The organism is Pseudactinotalea sp. Z1748 (assembly GCF_049725185.1).
GTDB lineage: Bacteria > Actinomycetota > Actinomycetes > Actinomycetales > Beutenbergiaceae > CALKWS01.
The window spans coordinates 127,969-153,362 of record NZ_JBMPQB010000009.1; the positions used below are offsets into that span (position 1 = coordinate 127,969).

Annotated in this window: 25 protein-coding genes; 13 read left to right on the plus strand and 12 right to left on the minus strand. The window is 66.5% G+C overall.

The window, feature by feature from the left end; translation table 11 throughout:
* Window positions 1-62 precede the first annotated feature (62 nt).
* Window positions 63-860, minus strand: a complete 798-nt coding sequence (locus ACO0LU_RS16950; protein WP_424792523.1) for a deoxyribonuclease IV — start codon at window positions 858-860, stop codon at window positions 63-65.
* Between the two features lie 511 nt (window positions 861-1,371).
* Here ACO0LU_RS16950 and ACO0LU_RS16955 point away from each other — a divergent pair.
* From ACO0LU_RS16955 to ACO0LU_RS16975, 5 genes are all read left to right on the plus strand, one after another.
* Window positions 1,372-1,836 (plus strand): transporter substrate-binding domain-containing protein, encoded by a 465-nt coding sequence (locus ACO0LU_RS16955; protein ID WP_424792524.1) that lies wholly within the window; start codon window positions 1,372-1,374, stop codon window positions 1,834-1,836.
* Window positions 1,836-2,843 (plus strand): cation diffusion facilitator family transporter, encoded by a 1,008-nt coding sequence (locus tag ACO0LU_RS16960; protein WP_424792525.1) that lies wholly within the window; start codon window positions 1,836-1,838, stop codon window positions 2,841-2,843. Before ACO0LU_RS16955 ends, ACO0LU_RS16960 begins: the two co-directional genes overlap by 1 nt.
* Window positions 2,844-2,895: 52 nt before the next feature.
* Window positions 2,896-3,822, plus strand: a complete 927-nt coding sequence (locus tag ACO0LU_RS16965; protein WP_424792526.1) for a TIGR03560 family F420-dependent LLM class oxidoreductase — start codon at window positions 2,896-2,898, stop codon at window positions 3,820-3,822.
* A complete protein-coding gene (locus ACO0LU_RS16970) occupies window positions 3,822-4,316 on the plus strand; it encodes a hypothetical protein (protein ID WP_424792527.1) in 495 nt (164 codons plus the stop codon). Before ACO0LU_RS16965 ends, ACO0LU_RS16970 begins: the two co-directional genes overlap by 1 nt.
* A gap of 93 nt (window positions 4,317-4,409) precedes the next feature.
* A complete protein-coding gene (locus ACO0LU_RS16975; protein ID WP_424792528.1) occupies window positions 4,410-5,453 on the plus strand; it encodes an LLM class F420-dependent oxidoreductase in 1,044 nt (347 codons plus the stop codon).
* A gap of 25 nt (window positions 5,454-5,478) precedes the next feature.
* On the opposite strand, the gene ACO0LU_RS16980 is transcribed toward ACO0LU_RS16975, so the two are convergent.
* The 6 genes from ACO0LU_RS16980 to ACO0LU_RS17005 all read right to left on the minus strand — a co-directional run bounded on the left by ACO0LU_RS16980 (window position 5,479) and on the right by ACO0LU_RS17005 (window position 12,582).
* Window positions 5,479-5,880 carry a type II toxin-antitoxin system VapC family toxin gene (locus ACO0LU_RS16980; protein ID WP_424792529.1) on the minus strand — a complete coding sequence of 134 codons (402 nt, stop codon included), beginning with the start codon at window positions 5,878-5,880 and terminating at the stop codon, window positions 5,479-5,481.
* Window positions 5,877-6,107, minus strand: coding sequence for a hypothetical protein (locus ACO0LU_RS16985; protein WP_424792530.1), 231 nt, complete (start codon window positions 6,105-6,107; stop codon window positions 5,877-5,879). The genes ACO0LU_RS16980 and ACO0LU_RS16985 overlap by 4 nt, the downstream gene beginning before the upstream one ends.
* Before the next feature lie 268 nt (window positions 6,108-6,375).
* Entirely contained in the window at window positions 6,376-7,302 is a 927-nt protein-coding gene (locus ACO0LU_RS16990) for a sugar ABC transporter permease (RefSeq protein ID WP_424792531.1), read from the minus strand.
* On the minus strand, window positions 7,302-8,948 hold the full coding sequence (locus tag ACO0LU_RS16995; RefSeq protein WP_424792532.1) for an ABC transporter permease subunit: 1,647 nt from the start codon (window positions 8,946-8,948) through the stop codon (window positions 7,302-7,304). The genes ACO0LU_RS16990 and ACO0LU_RS16995 overlap by 1 nt, the downstream gene beginning before the upstream one ends.
* 84 nt (window positions 8,949-9,032) lie before the next feature.
* Window positions 9,033-10,322: a sugar ABC transporter substrate-binding protein gene (locus tag ACO0LU_RS17000; protein WP_424792533.1), complete on the minus strand. Its 1,290-nt coding sequence runs from the start codon at window positions 10,320-10,322 to the stop codon at window positions 9,033-9,035.
* A gap of 79 nt (window positions 10,323-10,401) precedes the next feature.
* Window positions 10,402-12,582, minus strand: a complete 2,181-nt coding sequence (locus tag ACO0LU_RS17005) for a beta-galactosidase (protein ID WP_424792534.1) — start codon at window positions 12,580-12,582, stop codon at window positions 10,402-10,404.
* Between the two features lie 198 nt (window positions 12,583-12,780).
* Between ACO0LU_RS17005 and ACO0LU_RS17010 the strand changes: the two genes are divergently transcribed.
* Window positions 12,781-13,785, plus strand: coding sequence for a LacI family DNA-binding transcriptional regulator (locus tag ACO0LU_RS17010; RefSeq protein ID WP_424792535.1), 1,005 nt, complete (start codon window positions 12,781-12,783; stop codon window positions 13,783-13,785).
* A gap of 88 nt (window positions 13,786-13,873) precedes the next feature.
* Here ACO0LU_RS17010 and ACO0LU_RS17015 read toward each other — a convergent pair whose 3' ends face one another.
* Both ACO0LU_RS17015 and ACO0LU_RS17020 read right to left on the minus strand, forming a co-directional pair.
* Window positions 13,874-14,524: a hypothetical protein gene (locus tag ACO0LU_RS17015; RefSeq protein WP_424792536.1), complete on the minus strand. Its 651-nt coding sequence runs from the start codon at window positions 14,522-14,524 to the stop codon at window positions 13,874-13,876.
* Window positions 14,525-14,790: 266 nt separating this feature from the next.
* Complete coding sequence (locus ACO0LU_RS17020; protein WP_424792537.1) at window positions 14,791-15,204, minus strand: DUF6463 family protein; 414 nt, start codon at window positions 15,202-15,204, stop codon at window positions 14,791-14,793.
* Between the two features lie 97 nt (window positions 15,205-15,301).
* Here ACO0LU_RS17020 and ACO0LU_RS17025 point away from each other — a divergent pair, with 97 nt between their 5' ends.
* Window positions 15,302-15,649, plus strand: a complete 348-nt coding sequence (locus tag ACO0LU_RS17025) for a nuclear transport factor 2 family protein (protein ID WP_424792538.1) — start codon at window positions 15,302-15,304, stop codon at window positions 15,647-15,649.
* 706 nt (window positions 15,650-16,355) lie between these two features.
* Here ACO0LU_RS17025 and ACO0LU_RS17030 read toward each other — a convergent pair.
* A complete protein-coding gene (locus ACO0LU_RS17030) occupies window positions 16,356-17,543 on the minus strand; it encodes an integrase catalytic domain-containing protein (protein ID WP_424792539.1) in 1,188 nt (395 codons plus the stop codon).
* Between the two features lie 762 nt (window positions 17,544-18,305).
* Between ACO0LU_RS17030 and ACO0LU_RS17035 the strand changes: the two genes are divergently transcribed.
* The 4 genes from ACO0LU_RS17035 to ACO0LU_RS17050 all read left to right on the plus strand — a co-directional run bounded on the left by ACO0LU_RS17035 (window position 18,306) and on the right by ACO0LU_RS17050 (window position 22,557).
* Window positions 18,306-19,028, plus strand: coding sequence for a hypothetical protein (locus ACO0LU_RS17035; RefSeq protein ID WP_424792540.1), 723 nt, complete (start codon window positions 18,306-18,308; stop codon window positions 19,026-19,028).
* Window positions 19,029-19,505: 477 nt separating this feature from the next.
* Window positions 19,506-20,276, plus strand: coding sequence for a hypothetical protein (locus ACO0LU_RS17040; protein WP_424792541.1), 771 nt, complete (start codon window positions 19,506-19,508; stop codon window positions 20,274-20,276).
* 28 nt (window positions 20,277-20,304) lie between these two features.
* The gene (locus tag ACO0LU_RS17045) at window positions 20,305-21,882 is read left to right on the plus strand and encodes a glycoside hydrolase domain-containing protein (protein WP_424792542.1); all 1,578 of its coding nucleotides are present in this window, start codon (window positions 20,305-20,307) and stop codon (window positions 21,880-21,882) included.
* 45 nt (window positions 21,883-21,927) lie between these two features.
* Entirely contained in the window at window positions 21,928-22,557 is a 630-nt protein-coding gene (locus tag ACO0LU_RS17050) for a hypothetical protein (protein WP_424792543.1), read from the plus strand.
* Window positions 22,558-22,646: 89 nt separating this feature from the next.
* On the opposite strand, the gene ACO0LU_RS17055 is transcribed toward ACO0LU_RS17050, so the two are convergent.
* Together ACO0LU_RS17055 and ACO0LU_RS17060 are read right to left on the minus strand one after the other, a co-directional pair.
* Window positions 22,647-23,708 (minus strand): caspase family protein, encoded by a 1,062-nt coding sequence (locus ACO0LU_RS17055; RefSeq protein WP_424792544.1) that lies wholly within the window; start codon window positions 23,706-23,708, stop codon window positions 22,647-22,649.
* Window positions 23,709-23,715: 7 nt separating this feature from the next.
* The gene (locus ACO0LU_RS17060) at window positions 23,716-24,102 is read right to left on the minus strand and encodes a TIR domain-containing protein (RefSeq protein WP_424792545.1); all 387 of its coding nucleotides are present in this window, start codon (window positions 24,100-24,102) and stop codon (window positions 23,716-23,718) included.
* 38 nt (window positions 24,103-24,140) lie between these two features.
* Between ACO0LU_RS17060 and ACO0LU_RS17065 the strand changes: the two genes are divergently transcribed.
* Together ACO0LU_RS17065 and ACO0LU_RS17070 are read left to right on the plus strand one after the other, a co-directional pair.
* Window positions 24,141-24,323 carry a hypothetical protein gene (locus tag ACO0LU_RS17065; RefSeq protein ID WP_424790166.1) on the plus strand — a complete coding sequence of 61 codons (183 nt, stop codon included), beginning with the start codon at window positions 24,141-24,143 and terminating at the stop codon, window positions 24,321-24,323.
* A 6-nt stretch (window positions 24,324-24,329) separates the two neighbouring features.
* Window positions 24,330-25,394 (plus strand): IS110 family transposase (locus ACO0LU_RS17070; RefSeq protein WP_424792120.1); only part of this gene is annotated, 1,065 nt, incomplete at its 3' end.

Consider the following 25,394-nt stretch of genomic DNA (forward strand, 5'->3'; position numbering starts at 1 on the left):
GCCCGGGGCCGCCCCAGCCGGTGGTGCGCGCTAGGGGGCGGAGGCGGCGCCGTCGGGGGTGCTCACCGCACCTGCTCACGCACCCAGGTGAGTTCCTCGGCATGGCCCGCGCCGGGGGTCTCCAGCACCACCGGGGACTTCGCGGCCGAGGCCAGGGAGCCAAGCGCACCGGGCTCGATCAACCCGTCCGTTGCGTGAATGCCGGCGTGGCGGTCCTGCCCGGAGTTGAAGGCGCCCAGCGAGTTGTTCAGGTGCACCAGGTCGATGCGGCCGGTGATGGCCCGGATCCGGTCGGTGAGTCCGTCGAGTTCCTCACCACCGGCGAACGCGTGGGCAGTGTCCAGGCAGAACCCCACCTGCTCGCTCCCCTCGGCCGCGCTCACCGACTCCCACAGCCGCGCGATCCGCTCCACCCCCCGTGCCATGGAGTGGTTGCCGCCTGCGGTGTTCTCGATCAGGATCGGCACCGGCTTGGGCGTCTGTTCGATCGCCTTGCGCCAGTTGTCGAATCCGACCTCCGGATCGTCCTCGGCCCGCACGTGCCCGCCGTGCACCACCACCCCGATCGCCTCGATCTGCCCGGCCAGTTCCATCACCTTGGCCAGGAGTTTGCGGCTGGGGATCCGGATCCGGTTGTTCAGGCTGGCCACGTTGAGCACGTACGGGGCGTGCACCACCAGGGCGATGCCGGCCTGCTGCGCGGCCCGGCGAAGCCCCTCGGCCCCGTCGGGGTGCGGCGCACTCGGAGCCGACCACTTCTGCGGGTCACCGAGGAAGGTCTGCACCAGATCTGCCCCGACCTCGCGTGCGTACCCGATCGGATCGTCCTGCCCGGCATGGGCGCCCACCAGTTGCGTCATGCATCCGAGACTAACCGCCCGTCCCACGCACGTAGTGCTTGCTCGGCGTCCTCGACCCACCCGAGCGCCGGATTCTCGCCGACGCCCTGAGCCTGCTGTTGCATCGGCTGGATACCCCACGGGCGCTGCGGCACCCGAATAGGCCGGGGTAGGTACAGCAAGGCCCGGGCGAGCCCAGTGTTCGCCGGGCGATAAAACGTTCCCCAACTCCCGCCGTCGTGCTTACAGTAGGAGCCCACACGGGAAAGGAGGTGGTCCGAGAAGTGATTTCTTACAGGACTCGTGAGGTGGCTGCCCGCTAGCAGCCCGTAGCAACGGACCCGACGCGGGTTCGCCCGCGATAGCGCTGGCGAATACCCGGCAGTCACCGCGACGTCCCGTGGAAGGGGCACCCTCGTCCAGTGCCCTTCCGGCCCATTCGGGTTGGACCACGGGACGTCGTCATGCCCGGGCCGGGCCACCATCGCGGCCTCGAGATGCGAAACCGCCCGCAGGGAGTTGACTGGGCCCGATGAGAAGGATCGCGGTCGCGGCAATGCTCCTGATCCTGGTGCTAGGTGCCTGCAGCGCCGTGCCGGCCGACCCTGATGGCACACTCGAGCGCGTCAGTGGGGGCACCCTGCGGGTCGGCGTCTCCCCGAACCCGCCGTGGACCGACCTGCCCGAGGGAACCGACGGGGACCCGGTGGGCACCGAGGTAGAACTCGTGGCCGGGTTCGCTGCCACACTCGATGCCGAGGTCGTATGGGTGCCGGGCGCGGAGGAAGCGCTGATCGGGCAACTGGAGCGCGGTGATCTCCACCTGGTGATCGGGGGCCTCACCGCGGACTCGCCCTGGCAGGAGATGGCCGGCCTCACCCGCCCCTACACCGAATCAGCCGACGACGGCGCGCAGATCCCCCGCGTCATGGCCGTGCCGGCGGGCGAGAACGCCTTCCTGGTCACCCTCGAGCGCTTCCTGCTGGAGGCGCGCTGATGGCACGTTTCGGACACACCGAGTTGCCCCCGCAGGTGCAGGCGGCACTGCGCCGGGCGGTCCGCCTGGCGTGGATCACGATCGGATTCTTCGCCACGGCGGTGGCCCTGCTGCTGGCAACCATGGGGGACTCCAAGGCGATGCAGGCCGCGGTGGTGGAGAACACGCTCTCCTTCATCCCGCCGATCGCCTTCCTCTTCGCCGTCCGCGCCACCAAGCACCGTCCCAGCCCGCGCCACCCGTACGGGTACCACCGGGCCGTCGGCGTGGGGCACCTGGTGGCCGCGACCGCCCTATTCGGTCTGGGGGCCTTCCTGCTCGTCGATTCCGCCGCCGGGTTGCTCTCCGGACATCGTGCCTCGGTGGGCCTGGTGGAGATAGGCGGGCAGGTGGTGTGGTCGGGGTGGCTGATGATCGCCGTGCTCGCCTACACCGCGCTGCCGCCGGCTCTGCTCGGTCGGGTGAAGATGCCCCTGGCCCGGCACCTGCACGATCGCGTGCTGTACGCCGATGCCGAGATGAACAAGGCCGACTGGATGACCACCCTGGGTGCCATCGCCGGGATCATCGGGCTCGGCGCGGGACTGTGGTGGGCCGACGCGGCATCGGCGCTGTTCATCGCCGGCAACATCCTGCGCGATGGGGTGCGTAACGTTCGGGTCGCCACCGCCGCCCTCATGGACGCCCGAGTGGAGACCTATGACGGCAGCGGCCCACATCCGTTGCTCCCGGAGATCGATGAGACCCTGTCCGCGCTGCCCTGGGTCCAGGCCGCCCAGTCCCGGGTACGCGACCAGGGCCATGTGTTCCACGTGGAGTCGTTCGTGGTACCGGCCCGGGGCCACACGCCCACCCTTGCGGAGATGACCCGGGCACGGGAGGCGATCATCAACCTGGACTGGAAACTCGAGGACGTCGTGGTGGTCGTCGTCGCGGAGTTGCCGGCGCGGATGCTGCCCGGGGTTCAGGAGGATGTCTCGAGCACCGGCTACGACGCCTCGTCCTGAGACAGCCTCCCCCCTCCCCGCGCCCACCCGAGGCATGGCAGGGTGGTACACCATGGACTTTCGCATCTTCATCGAGCCCCAGCAAGGCGCCTCCTACGCCGACCAACTCGACATGGCCCGCACCGCCGAGCGTCTGGGCTTCAACGGGTTCTTCCGCTCCGACCACTACATGGCCATGGGCAAGGGTGACGGACTGCCGGGCCCCACCGACGCCTGGACCACGCTGGCCGGCCTGGCCAGGGAGACCTCCTCGATCCGCCTGGGCACCCTGGTCTCCTCGGCCACGTTCCGCTACCCCGGGGTGCTGGCCATCCAGGTGGCACAAGTGGACGCGATGTCCGGGGGCCGGGTGGAACTGGGCCTGGGCGCCGGGTGGTACGCGGACGAGCACAGCGCCTACGCGATCCCGTTCCCGGCCAGACGCTTCGGTCTGCTCACCGAGCAACTCGAACTGATCACCGGGCTGTGGCAGACCCCGGTTGGTCAGCGGTACAACTTCGACGGCGAGCACTACCAGATCTCCGACTCCCCTGCCCTGCCCAAACCGGTGCAGTCCCCGATGCCGGTGATCATCGGTGGCGGCGGACCCCGGCGCACCCCGGCGCTGGCGGCCCGGTTCGGCACCGAGTACAACGCGGGCTTCCCGCAACTGGCCGACCTGCCGGAGATGTACGGCCGGGTCCGCGCCGCCTGCACCGACGCCGGCCGGGACCCCGATGACCTGGTCTACTCCACCGCGCTGATCACCGTGGTGGGCCGTGACGAGGCCGAGTTCACCCGCCGGGCCGGAGCGATCGGCCGCGAACCGGCGGAGTTGCGGGAGAACGGCCTGGCCGGGACCGTCCCGGAGGTGATCGAGCGCATCCGCGCGTTCGCCGCCGTCGGCGCCGAGCGCTTCTACTTGCAGATCATGGATCTGTCCGACCTCGAGCACATCGCGCTCATCGCCGACGAGGTCCTCCCACACGTGGAAGCCTGATGCGCTACCGCCAGATCTCTACTCACCCCGAGCCCGGCACCGTCGAGCGGCTCACCATCGTGCCGGTGCTGCCCGACGGGACGCTGGGCGCGCTGGCCGGCACAGGCGTCGGAACCGGCGCAGCCAACGACGACGCATCGCCCGACCGCGCACCGCTCACCCTGATCCATGGTGAGGTCGAAGCGGAGGAGGACTGGTACGGCCAGGCGGTCGCGCGGATCAGCGCCGAGCGAGCCGGTTTCGCGGTCGATCGGGTGGAGCTGGTGGCCGCGGAGGGATTGGCCGGGGCGCTGCACCTGATCGTCTGGGCGGACGGTGACCTGGAGCCGGTGGCCGAGGAGGGCTCCGGGTCGCAGCGCCCCGCTGCCCTGCTCGGCCTGGCGCCGGATGAGTTGCGGCTGCGGGTCGCGACCGATCAGGGCATCATCCCCGGCGGGGCCTCGCCGGCCTGGATCGTCGCGGACGTGGCCGCCTCCATCGCCACCTCGAGGTAGCGCACGCGCGGCCTATGATGCGGTCGATCCGGACGTTCGGGATCGACAGATCGGATCGACAGGTCGGCTGCCCGCGTGCGGCAGGATGGGTAGATGCGATTCGGAGTGCATCTGGGATATTGGTCGGCCGGCCCACCGGAGGGGGCGGCCGAGGCGGTGCGGGCGGCCGATGACGCCGGACTCGACTCGGTGTGGACCGCAGAGGCCTACGGTTCCGATGCGTTCACGCCGCTGGCCTGGTGGGGAGCGGCCACCTCCCGGGTCCGCTTGGGGACCGCGATCGCGCAGATGTCCGCGCGCACCCCCACGGCCACCGCGATGGCGGCGCTGACGCTGGACCACCTCAGTGGCGGGCGATTCATCCTCGGGGTGGGCGCTTCCGGCCCGCAGGTGGTGGAGGGCTGGTACGGCCAGCCCTACCCCCGCCCCCTGGAGCGCACCCGGGAATATGTGGACATCATCCGGCAGGTAGTGCGTCGGGAGGCACCGGTGAGCTTCGACGGCGCCCATTATCACCTGCCCCATCCCGGCGGAACGGGGCAGGGCAAAGCGCTGCGCTCCACCGTGCACCCGCTGCGCGCGGACCTGCCGATCCACCTGGCCGCCCAGGGTCCGAAGAACACCGCCCTTGCCGCTGAGATCGCCGACGGGTGGTTACCCGCGTTCTTCTCCCCGCGGCTGAACGATGAGTACACCGAATTGCTGGCCACCGGGTTCGCCCGGCGCACCGGTGACCTGCGCCCGGCCGAGGAGTTCGAGGTGAGCGCCTCGGTGCCGGTCTCGATCGCCGCTGACGCCGAGGCTGCCGCGGACCGGGTACGCCCGCACCTGGCGCTGTACATCGGCGGTATGGGTTCGGCGAGTACCAACTTCCACCGCCAGGCCATTGCCCGGATGGGTTATGCGGCCGAGTGCGATGAGGTGCAGCGCCGCTACGCCGGCGGAGACAAGGCCGGGGCGGCAGCGGCGATCCCGCTGGAACTGGTCCAGGACGTGGGCCTGGTCGGCACCTCCGACCAGGTGCGCAGCCAGTTACGCACCTGGTCCGAGACCGCGCTGACCACCTTGATCATCCAGACCGACCTGCGCGCCGTGCCCGACCTGCTACCCCTGCTCGAGTTGAGGGAGGAACTGTGACTGCTACAGGCCAACTCAAGATCAGTCAGGTGATCAACTCGAATGAGCAGCGAGGTCCGCTGGCCCCGGCAAACTCCCTGTCACAGGTGATCAGATTGCCGCCCAGCCGCTCGGCCAGGGCAACGTACGCGGCGTAATTAGCGGTGAGGTTTTCGCGCAATTCCCAGATCCGCTGCAACAGCGGCGCGAGCGGCATCCGCCGGATGGGGAAGCCCGCCAGATGCCGCAACGCCGCCGGCACAGACGCCCGCAGCGTGGTATCCGGCCGGCTCAGGCCGCGCAGTGCTGACACGACCTCGGCGTCTAGGTGAGCCGGTGCGAACAGCGCGTTACCAGCCGCCAGTCGAGCCGCAACTGCCTGTCGTTGCGGATCGTCGGCCGCATAGAAGGCGACCAGGGCAGAGGCGTCGACAACCGCAAGGGTCATGACGCCTCGCGCACCTCCCGCACCGCGGCGGCCGCGTCCTCGATGGTCACACCGCTACCCTCAGGCGGCTGGTAGGACGCGACATAGTCGTCGAGCCGCGTCACCCGCGCAACCTCGGTAAGTCGCTCGACGACGAACGCCGACAGTGACTGCCGATTGGCCTCGGCCGCCCGAACTAGCTCCGCGTACACATCCTCAGGCACATCTCGCAAGTTCATCCGCTTCATGGTGCCATGATGGCACCATGCCGCGCGAGTTGTCGATCCCCAGAGCGGACGCACACGAGGTGAACGAGATGTCCACGCCGTTGCTGAAGTCCTCGGGCAGTCCGGGGACGGGGTCGACGTGAATGGTGGGCTCCACCGGCCCATCCTGGGCGAGAGGCGGCTGGGGCCAACGTGGTGCTCGTGGGCACGGTGGCGCCCAGTGGTGCCCGCGGGAGCCGCAGCACCGGCGGCCAGGGATGCCGCGAAGGCCGGATCACGGGGTGAGCGATCAGCCCTTCACGGAGCCGGCGGTCAGCCCACCGACGATGTACTTCTGCAGGAACAGGAACAGCAGCAGCACCGGTAGGGCCGCGATCACCGCACCCGCGGCGAACAGGCCCCAGTTGGCATTGAGCTGCTCCGAGACCCAGGTGTACATCCCCACCGCGAGGGTCCAGTTGCCCTCGGAGGTCAGGATGATCCGGGCCAGGATGAACTCCCCGAACGTGGCGATGAAGCTCAGCAACGCCACCACCGCCAGGATCGGGGTGGCCAGGCGCAGGATGATGCTCCAGTAGGTCTGGGAGTGGGTGGCGCCGTCGATCTTGGCGGCCTCGTCCAGGTCCCTGGGGATGGTGTTGAAGAACCCGTACATCAAGAAGGTGTTCGAGCCCAGGGCACCGCCCAGGTACACACAGATCAGCGCCACGAGCGAGTTCAGGCCCAGTTGCGGTACCACCCGGCCCAACCCGATCAGGAGCAGGAAGATCGCGACGAACGCCAGCATCTGCGGGAACATCTGCGCGATCAGCAACATGGTCAGGGAGAACCGCCGGCCGGTGAAGGAGAACCGGGAGAAGGCATAGGCCGCCGCGGCCCCCATCAGCACCGAGCCGAGCGCCACCGAGACGCCGATGATCAGGCTGTTGACGGCCCAGTCCCAGAACCGGGTTCCACCCAACGCCGTGAAGTTCTCCATCGTGAAGGTGGTGAACAACGAGGTGGACCCGGTCAGGGTGCCGGTGGTGGCCACCGCGGCGGAGAGGACGTACACCAGCGGGAACGCGGCGTAGAACACCACGATCGCGGCGAGCGGGTACTTCCAACCGACCTCGGCCCACCAGCGGGCGCGCCGGGGGCCGGTGCGGGCTGGATCGGCACTCCCACCCCGGCCGGAGCCGACCGGTCTTTCGCGAGCAATCGAAGGAGTGGACATCACATGATCTCCTCGAGTTTGCGGGTCTGCCGGAAGGCCAGGGCGGAGATGCCTCCCACGATCAGGAAGATCACGATCGACAGCGCGCTGGCCAGACCGAAGTCGGCACGCCCGCCGGCTACTCCGGAGATCTGGTAGACCATCGTGATCAGGATGTCGGTGTGGCCCAGCACGGCGGTGGTGTCGGTGAACCGGGGGCCACCACCGGTGAGCATGTAGATCAGCGTGAAGTTGTTGAAACTGAACGCGAACGAGGCGATCAGCAGCGGTGCGGTGGAGATCAGCAGCAACGGCAGCAGCACCGAGCGCCAGGTGCGCAACCGCCCGGCCCCGTCCAACGTGGCCGCCTCGGTGACGTCGCTGGGCAGTGACTGCAGCGCCCCGGTGCACACCAGCAACCAGTACGGGAAACTCAGCCACAGGTTCACCCCCAGGATCGCCAGTTTGGCCAGCCACGGGTCGGTGAGCCACTCCACCCGGGTTCCGAAGAAGAAGATCTGGTTGATGATCCCGTAGTCGGGGTTGGAGTTCAGCATCCCCCGCCACAGCAGCGCGGACAGGAACGCCGGGAAGGCGTAGGGCAGGATGAACAACGTCCGCCACACCCTGCGCCCGCGGATCCGGGTGTCGTCGAAGATCGCCGCCAGCACCAGTCCCATCAGGAAGCTGCTCAACACGGTGAGCACCGCGAAGGAGAAGGTCCAGGCCAGGATCTTCACGAACGGCCCGGCGTAGTTGTTGTCGGTGAAGGCGGTGGTGAAGTTCTCGAAGCCCACCCCCACTCGCCAGCCCACCGGCAGCACCGAGCCGTCCTCGGCCTGGAACTGGCCCCGGTCGTTGGGGGTGTAGACCACACCGGTCTCGGTGTTGGTCATGGTGTCGGCGTCGGGGTCCCAGTCCAGCACCGAGGTGTAGACCGCACCGGTGGTGCCGTCGCGGGTGCGGATCGACCCGTCGGTGGCCTCCTGCGAGACCGGCACCCGCAGTGCCACCACCTCGTTCTGCAGCTCACTGAGGATCCGGGCGCGCTCCACCACCTCCCAACCCGGGACCGCCGTCACCCGTTCATCGGTGACGGTGGCCTCGGGTTCGGCCGCGAGCGGTTCCTCGGCCGTGCCCACCCGGGCCACGCCGTCGTCGTAGATGGCGAAGCCGAGTTCGCCGTCGGCCTCCAACACGGTCAGGGGGTAGGAGGGGGACTCGGGGGCGCGCCGCTCATCCTGGATCAGCAAGGCGTCCACGGCCTGGGCCTTGGTGGCGTTGTGTCCGGTGCCGTAGTTGGTAAAGGCCACGTACCCGGTGTAGACCATCGTGAACAACTGGAACACGATGAGGAACACCAGGCCGGGCGCGATGTACTTCAACGGCAGGGTGCGGCGGGAGAAGTAGACCCAGTTCGCTGCCACCACCAGAATGAGCGAACCGGTGAAGATCCCCCAGGACCCCTCGGCGTAGGCGGACCAGAGCAGGTAGACCCCGAAGGCGTTCACCAGCGCCATCAGTGCCAACTTCACCACGTAACCCACCGGGGAGTTCCACTCCTTGGCGTGGGACGTGCTCAGCGTCGACGAGGACGGTGCCGGTGGCTCGGGTACGGTCTCACCGGGCGGCGCCCCCGCGGTGGGAGGCTGGGACAACTGGGACATCGGCGTCTCCGATTACGGGCGCTACGGGCAGGGGCCCGCCGGGCCGGCGTGCGGGTGGTGGTGCCGGCCCGGCGGGTGGTCTGATCAGCCGAGGGTGTCCTCGAGGTTGGTCAGCATCCGCTCCCAGGCCACCTCAGGGTCCTCGGACCCGGAGATGATCGAGGCCTGAGCGGCGTTCCAGTGGTCCCACACCTCAGCCATCTCCGGGATGGAGGGCATCGGCGCACCATTCTGGGAGGAGGCCAGGAAGCCGGCGACGATCTCGTCCTCGGCGACCTGCTCGGCCACCTCGGTGAAGGCCGGGATACGCGGGTCGGCCTCATGCAGCGCCGTCATCGCCTCCGGGGTTGCGATGAAGTTGACCAGGAAGTCGTTGGCCACCAGGGCGTTCTCACTCTGGGCCGAGACGTAGAAGCCCTGTACGCCCACGAACGGTGCAGCGGTCTCGCCGCCGGCCGAGGGGATCGGGTCCACGGCCACGTCCACGCCGGCGTCGGTGAAGTCGGCGATCGCCCACGGTCCGTTGATGGTGAACGGGGCGTTCCCGTCGGCGAACTCCTGCACCGCGATGTCGTAGGTCCAGTCGGTGGAGAAGACTCCCTCGTCGGCGCGCTCACCGAGCCACTCGGCGAAGGCGTAGCCCCCGTCACCGCCCATACCCACATCGGTGCTGTAGGAGCCGTCGGGGTTCTGCTCGAACACCGGGGCCCCGAAGGAGGTCTGCATGGCGTAGTAGTTGTAGGCGTCGCCGTCGGTCCCGCCGGTGTTGATCACGAACGGGTAGTTGGTGCCGATCTCGCGGCCCACCTCGATCATCTCGTCGAAGTCCTCCGGGACCGGGTCCGGGGCCAGTTCGGTGTTGCGGATCAGGGCGATGGCCTCCAGCGCGTAGGGCAGGCCGTAGAGCTGGCCGTCATAACTGAAGCCCTCGATCGCGACGTCCTCGAACTGGCCCTCGTTGCCGGCCAGGTCGACCGAGTCCACCACGCCGTTGACGATGAAGGACCCGAGCCAGTCGTGGGCGCCGACGGTGATGTCGGGACCCTCGCCGGTGGGCACCTGGGCCAGGAAGTCGGCGCGGATGTCCTCGAAGTTCTTCACCACGAGTTCCACCTCGATCCCGGTTTCATCGGTGAACGAGGCGGCAGCGGACTCCACGGCCGGCTGGCGGTTCTCATCCACCCAGATGAGCAGGGAACCCTCGGCCGCCGGAGCCCCCTCGTCCTCGGTTTCTTCCTCGTCGGGGCTCTCATCGACGTCGACCTGCTCGCCGTCGGTGTCTGCCTCGGTCTCGCCGTTCGTGTCGCCGTTGCCGCAGCCCACCAGTAGGGCCGCCGAGGCGATCATCGCGATCGGAATTGCTGTTCTGCGCATGTGATCATTCCTTCACTTGTGGAGCCGCACCGGTCCGGTGACGGGCCGTGGCGGTTAGGGGATGGAGGGATACCCGGGGTCAGTCGACCTCGGGGGAGTCGGTAACGGGAACGCGCACGACGGCGTGACCGCCGGCGGGTAGGTCCAGCGGACCGGACAACGGGGTGCCGGTGAGCAGGTCCTGCGCACCGGGCTCCAAGGGCACGGTGGCCCCGACGTGGGAGTGGTTGAGGGCGACGACGTAGTTACCGCCGCTACCGTGCCGGCGCACCACTTCCACCTGCTCGGGAAGGGTCGACGGCGACAGTCCGGCGTCGGCATAGGCGGCACCCAGAACCGGGGCCAGGTGCTGCACGTCCAGTTTCGTCGCCACGTACCAGCCGGTGCCGGAGCCATGACTGTGCCGGGTGATCGCCGGCATGCCGTGGCTGGTTTCCTCGGCTCCTGCCCGGCCGTCCCCGGCGGCGGCGCCACCGGCGCTGCCCGGTGCGGAGTCGCCGTCGGGTGCTGCTGAGGCCGGGTGACCGGCGCCGGCGTCGCGGTCCTGGAAGTAACCGGGCTCGGCGGCCGGACCGGAAGCGAAGGTGGCGCGCACCTGCGCGCCGTGGGTGGTCACCGCTTCCTGCCAGGTGTCCACGGGCAGCTCGCGCACCCCGCCCTCGGGCTCGAGCCAACTGAGTGCGGCCCGCTCACCGGAACGCATCGGCAGGAACTCCTCCACGCTCACCCCCAGTGCCTCCCGCAGCGGCGCTCCGAACCCGCCCTCATGGACGGCGTCGTGCGCGTCGACCACCGCGGAGAAGAAGGAGACGACCAGTGTGCCGCCTTGGGCGACGTAGCGGGTCAGATTCGCCGCCGCCGTCTCGGTGAGCAGGTAGGAGGCCGGGGCGACCACCAGTTTGTAGGTGCTCAGGTCCGACTCGGGGTGGACGAAGTCGGTGGTGATCCCGTCGCGCCAGAGGCGTTCGTAGTAGGCGCGGGTGCGCTCCTTGGCGTCCACGTCCACGCTCGGCCGCCACTCCAGGGACTGGGCCCAGTGCGACTCGGTGTCCCACAGGATCGCGGCCTCGGCCCGCACGGTGGAACCGGCGATCTCGCCCAGTTGGCCCAGCGTGGTGCCGAGCCGGCGCACCTCGCGCCAGATCCGCGAGTCGGTGCCGGCGTGCGGGAGCATCGCGGAGTGGAACTTCTCCGCGCCGGAGCGGGAGGCCCGCCACTGGAAGAAGCAGATCGCATCGGCCCCGCGGGCCAGGTGACCCAGGGAGTTGCGGGCCATCTCGCCGGGCCGTTTGGCCACGTTGCGCGGTTGCCAGTTCACTGCGGAGGTGGAGTGCTCCATCATGATCCACGGCTTGCCACCACCCACCGAGCGAGTCAGGTCCGCGGCCAGGGCAAGGCCGATGTGGCCTTGCGGGTCGGCGGCGGTCAGGTAGTGGTCGTTGGAGACGATGTCCACTTCCTTGGCCCAGGCGAACAGGTCCGTGGTGGGGCACTCGTTCGCCATGAAGTTGGTGGTGATCGGCTGGCGCGCGTGTGCCCGGATCGCGTCGCGCTCGGCGATGTAGCACTGGCGCAACTGGTGGTCGGTGAAGCGGGCGAAGTCCAGGCTCTGGGAGGGGTTGCCCACCGACGGCGTGGGTCCGGGCGGGTTGACGTGGGACCAGTCGGAGTAGGCCTGACCCCAGAACGCCGTGCCCCAGGCCTTGTTCAGCCCGTCCAGGTCGGTGTAGCGCTGCTGCAACCAGAGGCGGAACTCCCGGGCCGCGTTGTCGGAGTAGTCGGCTCCGACCGGCGCTCCGTACTCGTTGTGCACGTGCCACATCACGACGGCGGGGTGGTCGGCGTACCGCTTGGCCAGTTCCGTGGCGATCCGCACCGCGGCGGCACGGTACTCCGGGGAGTTGGGCGAGGCCATCCCCCGCGAGCCCGGCCCCAGCGGCACTCCGTCCCGCGTACGCACCCGGGCCTGTGGATAAGCATGGTAGAACCAGGCCGGCGGGGAGGCGGTCGGGGTGGCCAGGTCCACCGAGATGCCCCCGCCGTGCAGCAGGTCCAGCAGGTCATCGAGCCAGCCGAAGTCGAAGACCCCTTCCTCCGGCTCCATGAACACCCAGGAGAACATTCCCAGGCTGACCATGTTCACCCCGGCCTGACGCATCAGGGCGACATCGTCCTCCCAGGTCTTCCGCGGCCACTGCTCGGGGTTGTAGTCCCCGCCGAAAGCCACCGTCGGAATGCCCATCCACGGGCTGGTGATCATGCACACTCCATCAACTCGGGTCACCGGCGCCCCGAGAAACAGAAGCGCCGGTGTCAACTGGGATCGTGCACAGCCTAGCGGCCATCAGCAAGGTTGTAACCCGCGCATATCGTGCCGTAACCGAACTGTGACCGTGCACGGTCTCACTAGGTGAGTTTTGCCTGATCCCGGGGTGAGAACGGGTCTAAAGTCCCTTCTGTGACCGTGCACCGTCGTCCTACGATTCGCGACGTCGCCGCCGAGGCGGGCGTCTCGCGAGGGACCGTGTCGCGCGTGATCAACGGTGGGCACTGGGTCTCGCCGGAAGCGCGGGCGGCGGTGGAGCGCGCTATCCGCATCACGGGCTACCGGGCGAACCAGCATGCCCGCAGCCTGGTCACCGGCCGGGCGAACTCCGTGACGTTCCTGCTCACCGAACCGCAGCAGTTGTTGTTCACCGACCCGACGTTCGCGGTGCTGCTACGCGGTGCCGCCGAGGCGCTGTCCAGCCGGGGCATGACACTGGTGCTGCTGGTGGCCTCCACCGACGCCGAGCGGGAGCACGTGGCCCAGTACGTGGGGGCCGGGCACGTGGACGGGGTACTGCTGATCTCCTCCCATGAGCAGGAGCCACTACTGGATTCGCTGTTGGCGCTCAACGTCCCGATTGTGGCCTGCGGAGTGCCGCTCGGGGCGGAGGGCCGGGTGCCCTCGGTTGCCGTTGATGAGGTGGGCGGCGCCAGGACCATGGTGCGCCACCTACGCGAGCGGGGACGGCGCCGGATCGCCACCATCACTGGTCCGCTGGACACCCCCGGCGGCAAGTTCCGCCTGGCCGGCTACTTCGAGGAACTGGGCGATGACGCCGATGAGGCGCTGGTGGCCCACGGGGACTACTCGGCCGAGTCCGGTTCGGCGGCGATGGCCCAGTTGCTGCAGCAAGCCCCTGATCTGGATGCGGTCTTCGCCGCCTCGGACCTGATGGCCGCCGGGGCACTGACCACCCTGCGCAGGGCCGGCAAGGTGGTGCCCGACGACGTGGCAGTGGGAGGCTTCGACGACTCCGGCATGGCGGGCACGCTCGACCCCCCGCTGACCACGATGCATCAACCTTTCGCCCAGATCAGCACCGAGATGGTCACCCTGTTGCTGGACATCATCGACGGCGCGGGGCCGAAGTCGGTGACGATGCCGGTGGAACTGGTGGTGCGCGCGAGCACGTGAGGGATGCGGCTCGCCGTCACACGCGGTTCATCCCGGCACTCGACTGACGGCGGCTCGTGCGCTCCAGTAGTCGGGTCCGAGCAACTGCTCAGTGCTGCGGTGGTATGTGGAAGTCGATGGCGTTGTCGCGTACGACGCCGTTCTCATCTCCGACCGTGGCGATGGTGTACGGATCGAGGTTGAGGGTGTCTCCCGCATAGACGGGCATCGAGCCGGTGTCCGTGATCGATGTGCCTTCACCACGGCGGATGGCGTTGATCCACTCGAGGTAGGGGTAATGGTCGATGCAGAATCGGGCCGCGATTGCGGACATGGTGTCACCGGGTGCGGCGACATAGGCCACGGGCTGGTCGTGTTCGTCGTGGATGGCCTCGCCCCTCGCGCCGTCGATCGGATTGACGTCGCGCAGTTCGGAGTACCAGTACCCGTGGACACGGTCGTCGGTGTCGTCGGACCGCGGCTCCAGGCTGGGTAGGCCGTCGCATCCGGCACCGCCGCGCTCAGGCACCGCCGCCCGACCATTGTTGACGACGTAATACCCCTCAGGGAAGTCCGGGGTCGGGGTCGGCCGGGCCGAGGGTGTGCCGGTGCCCGGAGCCGGCCGGTCCGAGGCCGTCGGCTCATGCGGCGCAGCCGCGTCCTGCGGAGTTTCCGGCTGAACGTCTTGAGCGCCACCCTCCACGCTGCACCCGGCGGTAGCCGCCGTAACGAGCACCGCCGCCGAAATCTCAGCCAACATGGCCCGCAACCGCATCTGTGTGTGCTCCCTGCTGTCGACACTTGATAGGTAGAGGCTATCGACCTTCAGGAATCCTCACCTGGGTTTCGCCTTCGAAACTGCGGTGTGCGAGCGGTGGGTGCAACGCGGTGCGAACCGCTGGGACCTCGTCAGGGGTCCGGTGCGTGATCCTTCGGCCGCTTGACGGACTGTCGCCGAAGCCAACATTGCTCGGCTGAAGCGGCCGGTTGAGCCGAACAATGCTGACTTCGACAGGTGAGGGCTACTCACCCGCCCCGTCCGCGCCGGGTGGAGGCGGACCGGATGACGGCGAGCAGGCCTACCAAACCCACGAGCACGAACCCGGACGTGGGCGCCATGCTCACCCCGATCAGGGCGACCACCAGCAGCGTCAGGCTCACCGACCACGGCAGCGGCCCGGCGCGTTCGATCACCGTGATCGCCACACCGGCTACCAGGCCCACCAACCCGGTCATCAGGAACCACTGGACCACCGCCCGCTCCCCGGTGAAAGCCCCAGCCCACCCCTGCCGTGCCGCATCGGTCAGTTCGGAGCCGGCACCCGTCACGGCGACCACCGTGTGTAGGACGCACACGCCGATCAAGGCCGGCCCCACCAGGGGGCGGAAGGGTTGCGCGTGCTTTGCCGGTGCGGAGGCGTGGGGGGTGGTGTTGATCATGACCCTATGATCCCAACTCCGCGAGCGGCTCCGGAAGTGGCAGGAGTCACAGGTCCTCGCCCAGCACCGGCCCACCCTGCCCCGCCATGATTGACGGATGGCATTCGCAGAGGAGTTGCTTCACCGGCACATCGACGCCTTCAACGCCGCCGATCCCGATCGCCTTCTCGCTGACTTCACCCCCTCGGCCACGTGGATCACCGGTGACTACACCGTGCCCGGAGGCGAACTCCGGTCCTTCTTCGAAGGAGCGATGCGTTCCATCAGGCCGCGTCTCGCGCTCACACGCACGATCGACGGCGGCAACACGGTCGTCGCGGAGATGACCGAGACCTGGACCCATGGCGGCGAATCGAAGAGCGCAACCCTCGTCGCCGTGTTCGACCTCGTCGGGGGAAAGATCGACAGGGCCAAGATCTACCGCGAAGGTTCGGCAGACGTCTGAGAACTGCGGGTCAGCACCCCGCTGGAGAACGTCAAACGCCGCGGGCGGCGACGGCACACTTCCCCTTGCGCCATCACCACCCGCGGCGGGTGGAACGGATTTGTGAGATGCCAGCGAACTTGTCACTCCGTCGCCGGGCGTGATGGTTGAGATTCGGCGGTTCGTTACCCGGCGTCACACATGGCCAGGGTGCCGCTTTTGCCATCGAAGTTGGCACCGTTTCTGCGAGGCACCCTGCAGATCCCGTTAGACCCGCGCGGCAAGGCTCCTGGCTTAGCGGCGCCGCCTGAGCGCTCGACCGTCGCAGCGTGTCCTGACTCACTGCTACGCGGTGCTATCGGGGGCGCTGCACGTGGTGGAAGCCTCGGGGGCTGGGATCTGCGGTGCTCTAGGCTTGGCGGGCATGGAGTTGCGCTACCCCGAGACCGCGTGCGGCAGCCGGGTTCTCGTGCTCTCCGGATCTAGCAGTCGGTCGACAACCAGCGAGCCATCGGTAGCGCTGCCGCTTCGCTGGTTCGGCGGACGAGGCCAGTAGCCGAGTACTTGCTCGTCACATCGGCACGTGTCGCCATCGACAGGACACTCCCATACCCATCAGCATCACCGTTTAACCGCCACTTGAGGTGTCAACGCGGACCGCCTGTTGCCTCATTGCAATACCTCCGGCAAGGTTGATCGTTGCCTCAAGTAGGAACCTCCGCCAGGGTTAGGAGTTCCAGGCGTGGTTCACAGCGGGTTTGACCGGGGCGGGTGCCTTGGCGGTGGCGAGGGTCTGGAGTTGGCCGGTCAGGGCCAGGATCCCCCGCGATAGTGCTGCGGGTTTGATCTGCTTGAACGCGGCGTTCATCCGGATCACGGGCATCTTGCGCACCGCTGGGTGGGCGATGGCGCGCTGATGTGGGATGGTGGCCCGGTCGTGTTTCTTGGTGACTTTCGCGCCGTGACGTTGCTTGAAGATCAACTTCTGCTGGGGCAGCAGGTAGTTGGTGAAGATCCGGTCGGCCTCCCAGATCTGGTTGAGCAGGTCCAGTTCGGCACCGGTGTCGTAGCGCAGGTAGCCGACCAGTTCACGCACCCGTGCCCAGTTCTTCTGCTCCACGTGCGCGCCGTCGTTGCTGTTGCCTGGCCGGGACCTGGTGAAGGGGATCTTGCGGTCGGTGCAGTACCGCAGCAGGTGCTCGTTAATGAACTCCGACCCGTTGTCCGAATCGATCCCGGCGATCGGGAAGGGGAACACCGCCGTCACGTGCTCCAGGGCCTCAAACACCCATTTCGCGGCCTTGTTGCGCACCGAGCGGTTCACCGTCCACCCCGTGGCGATGTCAGTGACCGTCAGGGTATAGGCGTGTTCGCCGGTGGCGTTGCCGCCCTCGTGGCCCACCAGATCGATCTCCACGAACCCCGGCACCGCATCGTCCCAGTCCGCCCAGGTGCGGATCGGGATCTGTGACTTCAACAGCGTCCCGGGCTTGGTGTGGGAGCGTCCCCGGGGGAAAAGTTTGGCCCGCTCCGGTGCCAACCTGCGGTCGATCGTGGCCGCGCTCATCTGCGAGAGCAACCCGGCCTGGGCATCGGTCAGGACGATCTCCTTATCCCGGCGCAGCAGTGTGACCATGGTTGGCAGCATCGGTGCCAGAATCTTGCCCGCCGGGGCCCGCAGCACCGCCCAGCACGTGATCAGCGCCGGCAACAGGTCCTGGCCGTAGGTTGCCGGGCGCCCAGTGCGGGGCTTGACGATCTTCAGGCGCAGCGCCTGCCGAAGTGCCGCCCGGGCATGGTCCCGATGCCACCCCGTCATCTCGACCAATTCATCCAGAATCCGGGTCTTCCCGGCTCGGCCTGTGCGCTGGTAGGCAAGGGCCTTCTTCTTCGTCACAGCCTGACGTTGACTCATCGTGAGCTCCATAACACGGGCGTACCCCGACACCCGCCCCGAACCCGACTCCCAACCGCTACGCGGAGGAAATCATCTGAGGCAACGTATCGACCTACGCGGAGGTTTCTTATGAGTCAACGCGGACCGTTGACAAATCCGAAACAGCACCTATGCTTGAGGATCAATTGGGGGCGGACGTCAATGACGATACGAGATACGGATCTGAATCAGGGGGCTAATTTGCTGCGCAATCCTCGCTTGGCTGACAGCGCGTTTGAAAGTCTGATCACGCTCCAACTTGCGAGCGGAGTGCGATGATGTTGCGGAAGCATGCAATCGCCACATTGGTCGCTTTTTCCTTAATAGCAGGCGGCGCGCAAACGACAGTAGGGCTTGCCAACCAGGCCAAGGCCGCCACCGAGCCGATCACTGTTGAGGCCACCGAGTCGATAAGCGGAGTGGTGCGGCACCAACTGACTATGTACACCTCTTGGCGAATCAACCCCGCACCGAGTCAAGTTTCGTTCTCGGGCACAGTGGGGCGGGCCATTTGGTGGGGGGAGCACGGTTGGGCCAACGGGACGTGGACTCTGGGTCTGCGAGAACGAAACGACGTCCGGTACACCAGTCTTACCTTTAGCCCATACTCCGGCAGTGGCATATTCCCCTACACACAGGGCAGGTATCTAGAATTCGCAATAAATACGCGGGCAACTGGCATGCCGGCCAACGACGCTTATGCAAACTTCTCAGGGACCCTCGGCTTCTAAGGGGCGTAGAATGAATATCACTCGGAACTTCAAATCGTACATGGCAATCGTTGGGGTACTCGGACTTTTTGGCGGGGCCGCAGTTGCGGTGCACAATTTCGACGCTGCCGCCTCTGTCGCACCGGCCGAGTCTGCCACTTCGCAGGAGTTTTCTAATAGTGACTCAGGTTCCGCCACAGATCCAGGAGCCACCGACGCACCGGGCTCGGGCCCTGCGGGGTCCGTGGACCCTCGATGGGTCTCAGAGGCAATCGCTGACCTTGAAGACAATCTCGAAGAGTTGCGCGCTCAACAAGAGGCCGAACGGAGAGAAGCGGCCCAAACTCTGCAACTGGCTCCCGGGGCGCAGTTCGGGCCACCGGAGAGTTTCGATCATCTGGAGCAACAATTGGACGACCTTCAGAACGGTCGCATCCTTACCGATGATGCAGGTCAACCCGAAGATCCCTTGCTGTGCTTATACGAGGAAGACTTCTTCGGTTCACTGATGGCTATCGATTGGCGATGCAGTTGGGTGTCGACCGGAGTCAACCAGGTTAACGCCGGTAACGAAGCCGGCGTCGCGGAGACCGTCGATATCCTTCGGTCCTTTCCCGAGAGCCGTTACGGCGCTTATTGGGTCAACTTCGAAGTTGCCATCGACCATCACATCGACCCATTGCTGGAGGGCGACACATCAGGAGCCGAAGAGTTCCTCGAGTCGACTTGTCCGACTGAGACCATCGTCGACTAGATAGATGACTTTACACTGTCTTCTAGGCATCACTGCGCCCTCACAATGACTCCCGAGGGCGCACGCTCCGGGAAGCGAGCAGATGCGCAAGTCGGCAGTCGTGCCAGCGGTAGGTCCGGCCCCGGGGGCGGGCGCGAAACTAATCCTCTGATTCATCCTCACAGGGTCGGTGGCCCCTTCCGGCGCGTCCTCGATTATGGCACTCCGGCGATGTCCACTGATGGACTTCGCATAGGTCAAACCACAGAACTAAAAACAGGCACCCGCGTAGTCGCAACCAAATGTCCGGAAACTGGTCAAGACCCAGTCTTCGGCGCGCGCACGTAACTGACGAACACATCCGGGCGGCGCGGCAGGAACCCCATCCGGTAAAGTTCGTGTGCCCCTTTTACCACCCACAAACACCAGCAACGACCATATCGCTGAACCGCTGCGCCGCGCCGACGGGCAAACCAGCACATAGGAGTGATAATACGTATGGATATCCAGGTTCTCAGGGCGCAGGGATGGCTCAACGCCACGTACGGAGGAAGAGCGGGCTGGGTGCCCCTCCTTGAAGACGGACAAACCGGCTGGCACACCATTTACGGTCTGCGGCGCGGCCTTCAGGTCGAACTCGGGATCTCCCCTTTGTCATCTGCCTTCGGGCCGGCAACAACCACCCAATTTGTCGCCCAGATAGGTCAGATCACCTCGTCAACGACGGCCGAGAACATCCTCCGACTCTTAAGCGCGAGCCTTTGGTGCAAGGGATTCCAAGGGACTTACGAGGGTGCGCCAGTAACGTTCACGAGCCTCGCTAGTGGGGTATCAGACGTGCGTGATGCCCTGGGAATTGGGGGCGGCACACCCTACGTCGACGTGAAGATGATGGCCTCCCTGATGTCCATGGACGCATACCGAATCCCTTTTGGAAGCGGCGGGACGCACGAGATCCGGGAGGTGCAGCAGTGGCTTAACGCCACCTACTCCTCGCGACGCGACTTCGCCCTCGGAGCGACGGACGGCAGATTTTCCCGCCAAGTTCTAACTTCCATGTTGTTTGGACTGCAGTACGAATTCGGGATGGCCGACGGCCAAGCCAACGGAAACTTCGGCCCAGGTACCCGGGACGGGCTGCGCAACCAGGCATCCGTAGGGATTGGGAGCCAGGACGACGCCTCAAACTTCGTCCGCTTGTTCCAAGGGGGCGTTGCGCTGCAACCAGTACGAGGTTTCGTTCACAGGAGCATTCGACAGTACGACTGAAGCGAGAACCCTGGAGTTTCAATCCTTCATGGAGATCTCAGCAACGGGTGAGGGCGACTACACCACATGGTGCAACCTGCTCGTGTCCTCAGGGGACACCTCAATTTCGACTGCGGGCTTCGACACCAACCGCCAGTTGACTGCTGCACAAGCCGCGGCCGCCCGTAACACAGGCTTCACACATATTGGTCGATACGTCGTGGGAGCGAGCAAATACATCACGTCGCAAGAGTTTGCTGGACTACGAACTGCTGGCTTTAAGTTGTTCCCTATCCACCAGCGCTTCAACAACTCCGCAACCGTGATGACGCGGGCTAACGGACTCGTCCACGGACGTGAGGCGCTTGACCGGGCACGTGTATTCGGACTGCCGCACGACACCACGATGTTCTTTGCCGTGGACTTCGACGCCCAGGACCCAGAAATTAGCGGCCCTGTCATGGACTATTTCCGTGGCGTGAACGATGCACTAGCCTGGGCGATCGAGCGCGAACTCAAGGTCGGGATCTACGGCACTCGAAACGTGTGCCAGCGAGTGATCGATGCTGGACTTGCAAGTGCCGCCTTCGTCGCAGGGATGTCCACCGGCTACTCCGGAAACATGGGCTTCCGTATGCCAGACCAGTGGCACTACAACCAGATCGTTGAACTGCCCATCGATCTCGCCGGCACGTCGATCCCGATTGACAAGGATGTTGTCTCATCGCGCGCGGCGAGCGTCGATCTCACCCACATCCTTCCGCCACCTGTCGAGCGAGAGGGGGCTGCCACAGACACCGGCTTCGATGCTGTTTTCGAGTGGGTCTGCCGCGCCGAGATCGAGTGCGAGCGGGCCCTTAGCGAGGCGAGTTCGCCGTTGCAGCCCCTACAGGTTTTTGTCGGCGACGTACCCAGTATTATAGCTCACTCTCTACGGTTGCCTACGTACTGGGGTGGACTGATGTGGCCTATATATACACCTCGCAACCCCACCAGCAGCTTCCAGGCGCTCGCCGAGGCTGCTTGCCTGCAGGCGATAGATGGGATGGCGCCAGCAAAGCCGGTCACCAGCAGGGATGTCGAGCACTTCGCAGCGACGTTTCTTGGATACCACACATGGGGCCTTCCATCGGCAGTGGACTCGTACGGGGTCGGAGACCTGGGCGGGTGGGCCCTGGACCTCCTCCAGGCGTGGGGCAACTACAAGCGAGCCAGCAGCTCCGGTGACGTCTACGACTGGATGGTCGACAACATCGGCGTGAGCGACGCGAGTGGGTTCGGCTATGCGGATGTCGCGGCGGACGCCGACGCCTATCTCATTGCGTGGGACAGGTTCAACACGGGATTCAAGCCGTTCTCGGAGTCCATGAGGCAGGTCTATCAGTCGGGCCCCTCGAGTCGGATCAGCGAGTTCTACCAACTGCGATTCGGGGGCGACACGGAAAACGTCGCCACAGCATTCAAGAGGCTCATCACGGGGCCTGGCGTGCTGGACCCCATCCCCCTGTCCGAGTACGCGCTGCGCCGCGCAGCAGGCCTCGAAGACGGCGACCCGATGCCGACCGAGCAAGAGGCGGAACTCTGCGGCCGGGCCCTCGCCCAGAAACTCGAGACGTTGGGCACGTAGTAGCGTGACGCCCTAGATTACCTGAGCAGTCAGCCACGGAGCGGTGTGGACCAGAACCAGTCGGAGAGCAGCGCGGCGTTCATCCGGGAGCCGGGTCAGCACCCCGGCCTCACTGTTGCCCGCGTGGTCCAGGTGCTCTTGGCGATCGTGTTGCTCGCGTACTCAGGGGCGATGTTGGGATTTGGTGTTCAGCCACTCGCCCAGGTCAATCCCACCGGGGTGATCGACCCGTATACCCGCGGCCTGGTTGCGGGCGTCAATCCGTCAGCGACGTGGTCTGGTCTCGTAGTGGTCACAGTCGCCGCTCTGGCGCTCTGCACGCCAGTGGACGCACGAGGTCCCTCCGCGCGGGCTGGCTTGATTGCTGGTGCCATCTACTGGCTCTGCATCACCGGGCTCTTTGCAATCATCATGGTTGATATGAGAACCGGAGGCTTCGGCCCCGAGTACGTGTGTGTGTATAGTTCCTGCTGGCCGGCCACTGTTCAGCAATTTGCCCTGGCCGCGCCTGCCATTCCGACTGCGGTCACAATGGTGCTCCTGGGTGTGGTCTTCCCTTGCAGTTCATGGTGGTGGCGAATGCTCGTGCCGCCAGCAGTCTTCCTATCCGCGGTCACCACACAGTGGATGGTGTGGGAGTGGTGGATCGTGCCGCTGCTAGAGGGCGGTCCATGAGTGGCCTGTCAGATCGTGTGTGTACGAGGCCCCCACACGTTTCGCAGGCTATACACGACCTCCAACATTGCCGCCGGCCAGTCGGCCAACTAGCGGCGGTATCGGGTACTCGTCAGGTCCAGGAGCAAATATCCGAGTACGTCCGGGGACATCTTCAAGGATAAGTGACACTTACGATGACCGCCCGCCCGCAGCTGTTCTCGTTGCGGAAGAGTCGTCAGTGCCGCCTCAGCTTGGGCGATAAGGCCGGTCTCTTGAGCGAGCACCAACCACTGCTGCCAGCGCGGTAGCGCGATCAGCAGGCCCGGCGGGTTCCAACTGGTCACGTTGCCGACGCTGACGACGTCCGTCCCGGAGGCGTTGAGCTGGCGGATGACGTCGTGCCACCACATCGCCTGCGGCTGGAGATCTTTGGTCGGCTCCGCGAACAGGGTCGTGAGCTTCTTGAGGTCCGACAGCGCGATCGGGGCGTCCGTGTTCCGCAATGAGACAAACTTCTTGACGTTGGTCTTGAAAACTGGCCGCTGTGCCCAGGCGCCGAGCGACTGGTCGATGTGGGCGTAGACGCTCCCGGGGGTAACCTGTCCGACGAGATTGGCGGCGGCACCGTTGAGCGCATCGACGAGCAGGGTCGTGAAGACACCGGAGCCCCCGCTCTCCATGGAGTACTGCTCTGCGGTCGACGCGGTCAGGATGGTGACACCCTCTCTGATCTCGGCCACCTGTGCGACGTGGGCGCTGGCACCAGCGATGCCACCGTGGCAGCTGTCGAGGATGATCACCTTGTTCTTGGCCGGGGAGTTGTTGGCGTAGGACATGACATCCGCCAGGGCGAGGCCGTCGTGCCCCTCGGCGCAGTCGCTGGCGCACAGGAACCCGCCGGTGCCATCGATGTACCCGTGGCCGGCAAAGTAGAGCAGCGCGATCTCAGAGTCGTCGCGGAACAGCTCCTCGACGGCCGCACGAAGCTCACTGCGCGTGACCCGGGAGTCGGGCCCCGTGCCGGCCAACATCCGGGGCTGGGCGAAGTTGAGCGTGCCGTCGGCGTGACGTTCGAGGACGGCCTTGACGGCGTGCGCGTCGTTGACCGCACCGCGCAGCGAGCCGATCATGTCGTAGTGGTCGATCCCGACGATCAGTGCCTTGTTCATCCCAGCCTCAGAGCGAGTCGATGAAGCCGGCGATGTTGGCGTCGCCCCAGGTGTAGGTCGGGACACCGGCCAGCCGCGACCGGTCGTCGCTGTAGGCCCAGATGCCGCGGATCGACTTGCCCTCCTCCTTCGCGCACTGGATCTCCCACTTCTGGCCCGATGAGTCGAGCGAGTTCTTGCTGACGAGCACGAGGACACCGTGGGAGCGCCGGATGCGGGTCCGGACCTTCTCCTTCCACTCGGTGGCGTAAGGCTCCTTGACTGACGTTGATGATGGAAGGGCTTCGGCGAGGTCTGACCCAGGCACTGACTGACGCCCCCTCTGGGGTGGTCCTTGACATGATCCGTCGGCCTGCGCCGGGGCATGTAAAGCGCATGCCGGCCAGGTGGACATGACCTAATAGGAGCTCGACCAAAAGTCCCATCAACGTCTTGTCTGCCCACCTGGCCGGTGTGCCTGTCCCGCTAGAGGAAGGCACCACCATCATGACCAGTGAACTGATCGATGTCATCGCCGGCGTGGACACCCACGCCGAGACCCATCACGTGGCGGTGATCGCCACGACCGGTGCACGACTGGGCGATGCACAGTTCCCGACCACGAGCCAGGGGTAGCGCGACCTGCTCTCCTTCATCACCAGCCTGGGCCGCATCACCACCATCGGGGTGGAAGGGACCAACTCCTACGGCGCCGAACTGGCCCGGTTCCTGCGCCAGGGCGGAGTAGTCGTGGTGGAGGCGATCCGCCCGACCCGTCAGGTCCGTCGTCTGCGTGGCAAGAGCGACCCGATCGACGCCTACGCCGCCGCCCACACGGTGCTCGCCGGGCATGACCTGCCCACCCCGAAGAACGCCGATGGCGATGCCGAGGCCATCCGCGTGCTGACCATCGCGCGCCGCTCGGCCCTCAAGGCCCGCACCGCGGCGGCCGTGCAGATCAAGAGCCTGCTCGTCACCGCCCCCGAGGCCCTACGTGCTCGCTTCCGGGGCCTGAACGACGCCGACCTACACGCCCAGCTCGCCGCCGTGCGCCCCGGGCCGGCCACCGAGGGCATCCAACCGGCAACCCTGACGGCAATGCGCCACCTCGCCCGCCGCCACCGCGCCCTGACCACCGAGATCACCGAACTGGAGACCGACCTCGACACCCTGGTCACCCGCGTTGCCCCCGCTCTGCGCGCCGCCCACGGCATCGGGCCGGTGACCGCCGCCCCGCTGCTCATCGCCGCCGGCGACAACCCCGACCGACTCACCAGCGAGGCCTCCTTCGCCGCCCTGTGCGGCGCCGCCCCGATTCCTGCGTCCTCGGGTAAGACCACCCGCTACCGCCTCAACCCCGGCGGTGACCGCCAGGCCAACGCCGCCCTGCACCAGATCATCCTGGTCCGCATGACGTGCGACCCCCGCACCCGGTCCTACATCGCCAAACGCACCGCTCAGGGAAAGAGCGACAAGGAGGTAATGCGCTACCTCAAGCGCGCCGTCGCCCGCGAGGTCTACCACCACATCGTCCACCCCCAACCCGTGCCGCAGGTCGATGACCTACGCCCGCTGCGCCACGCCAAGGGAATGACCCTGCAGACCATCGCGGACCACTTCAACGTCTGGCCCGCTCACATCTCCACCATCGAACGCGGCAAACGCCGCGACGACGACCTCGCCAACCGCTACCGCGAATGGCTCCTC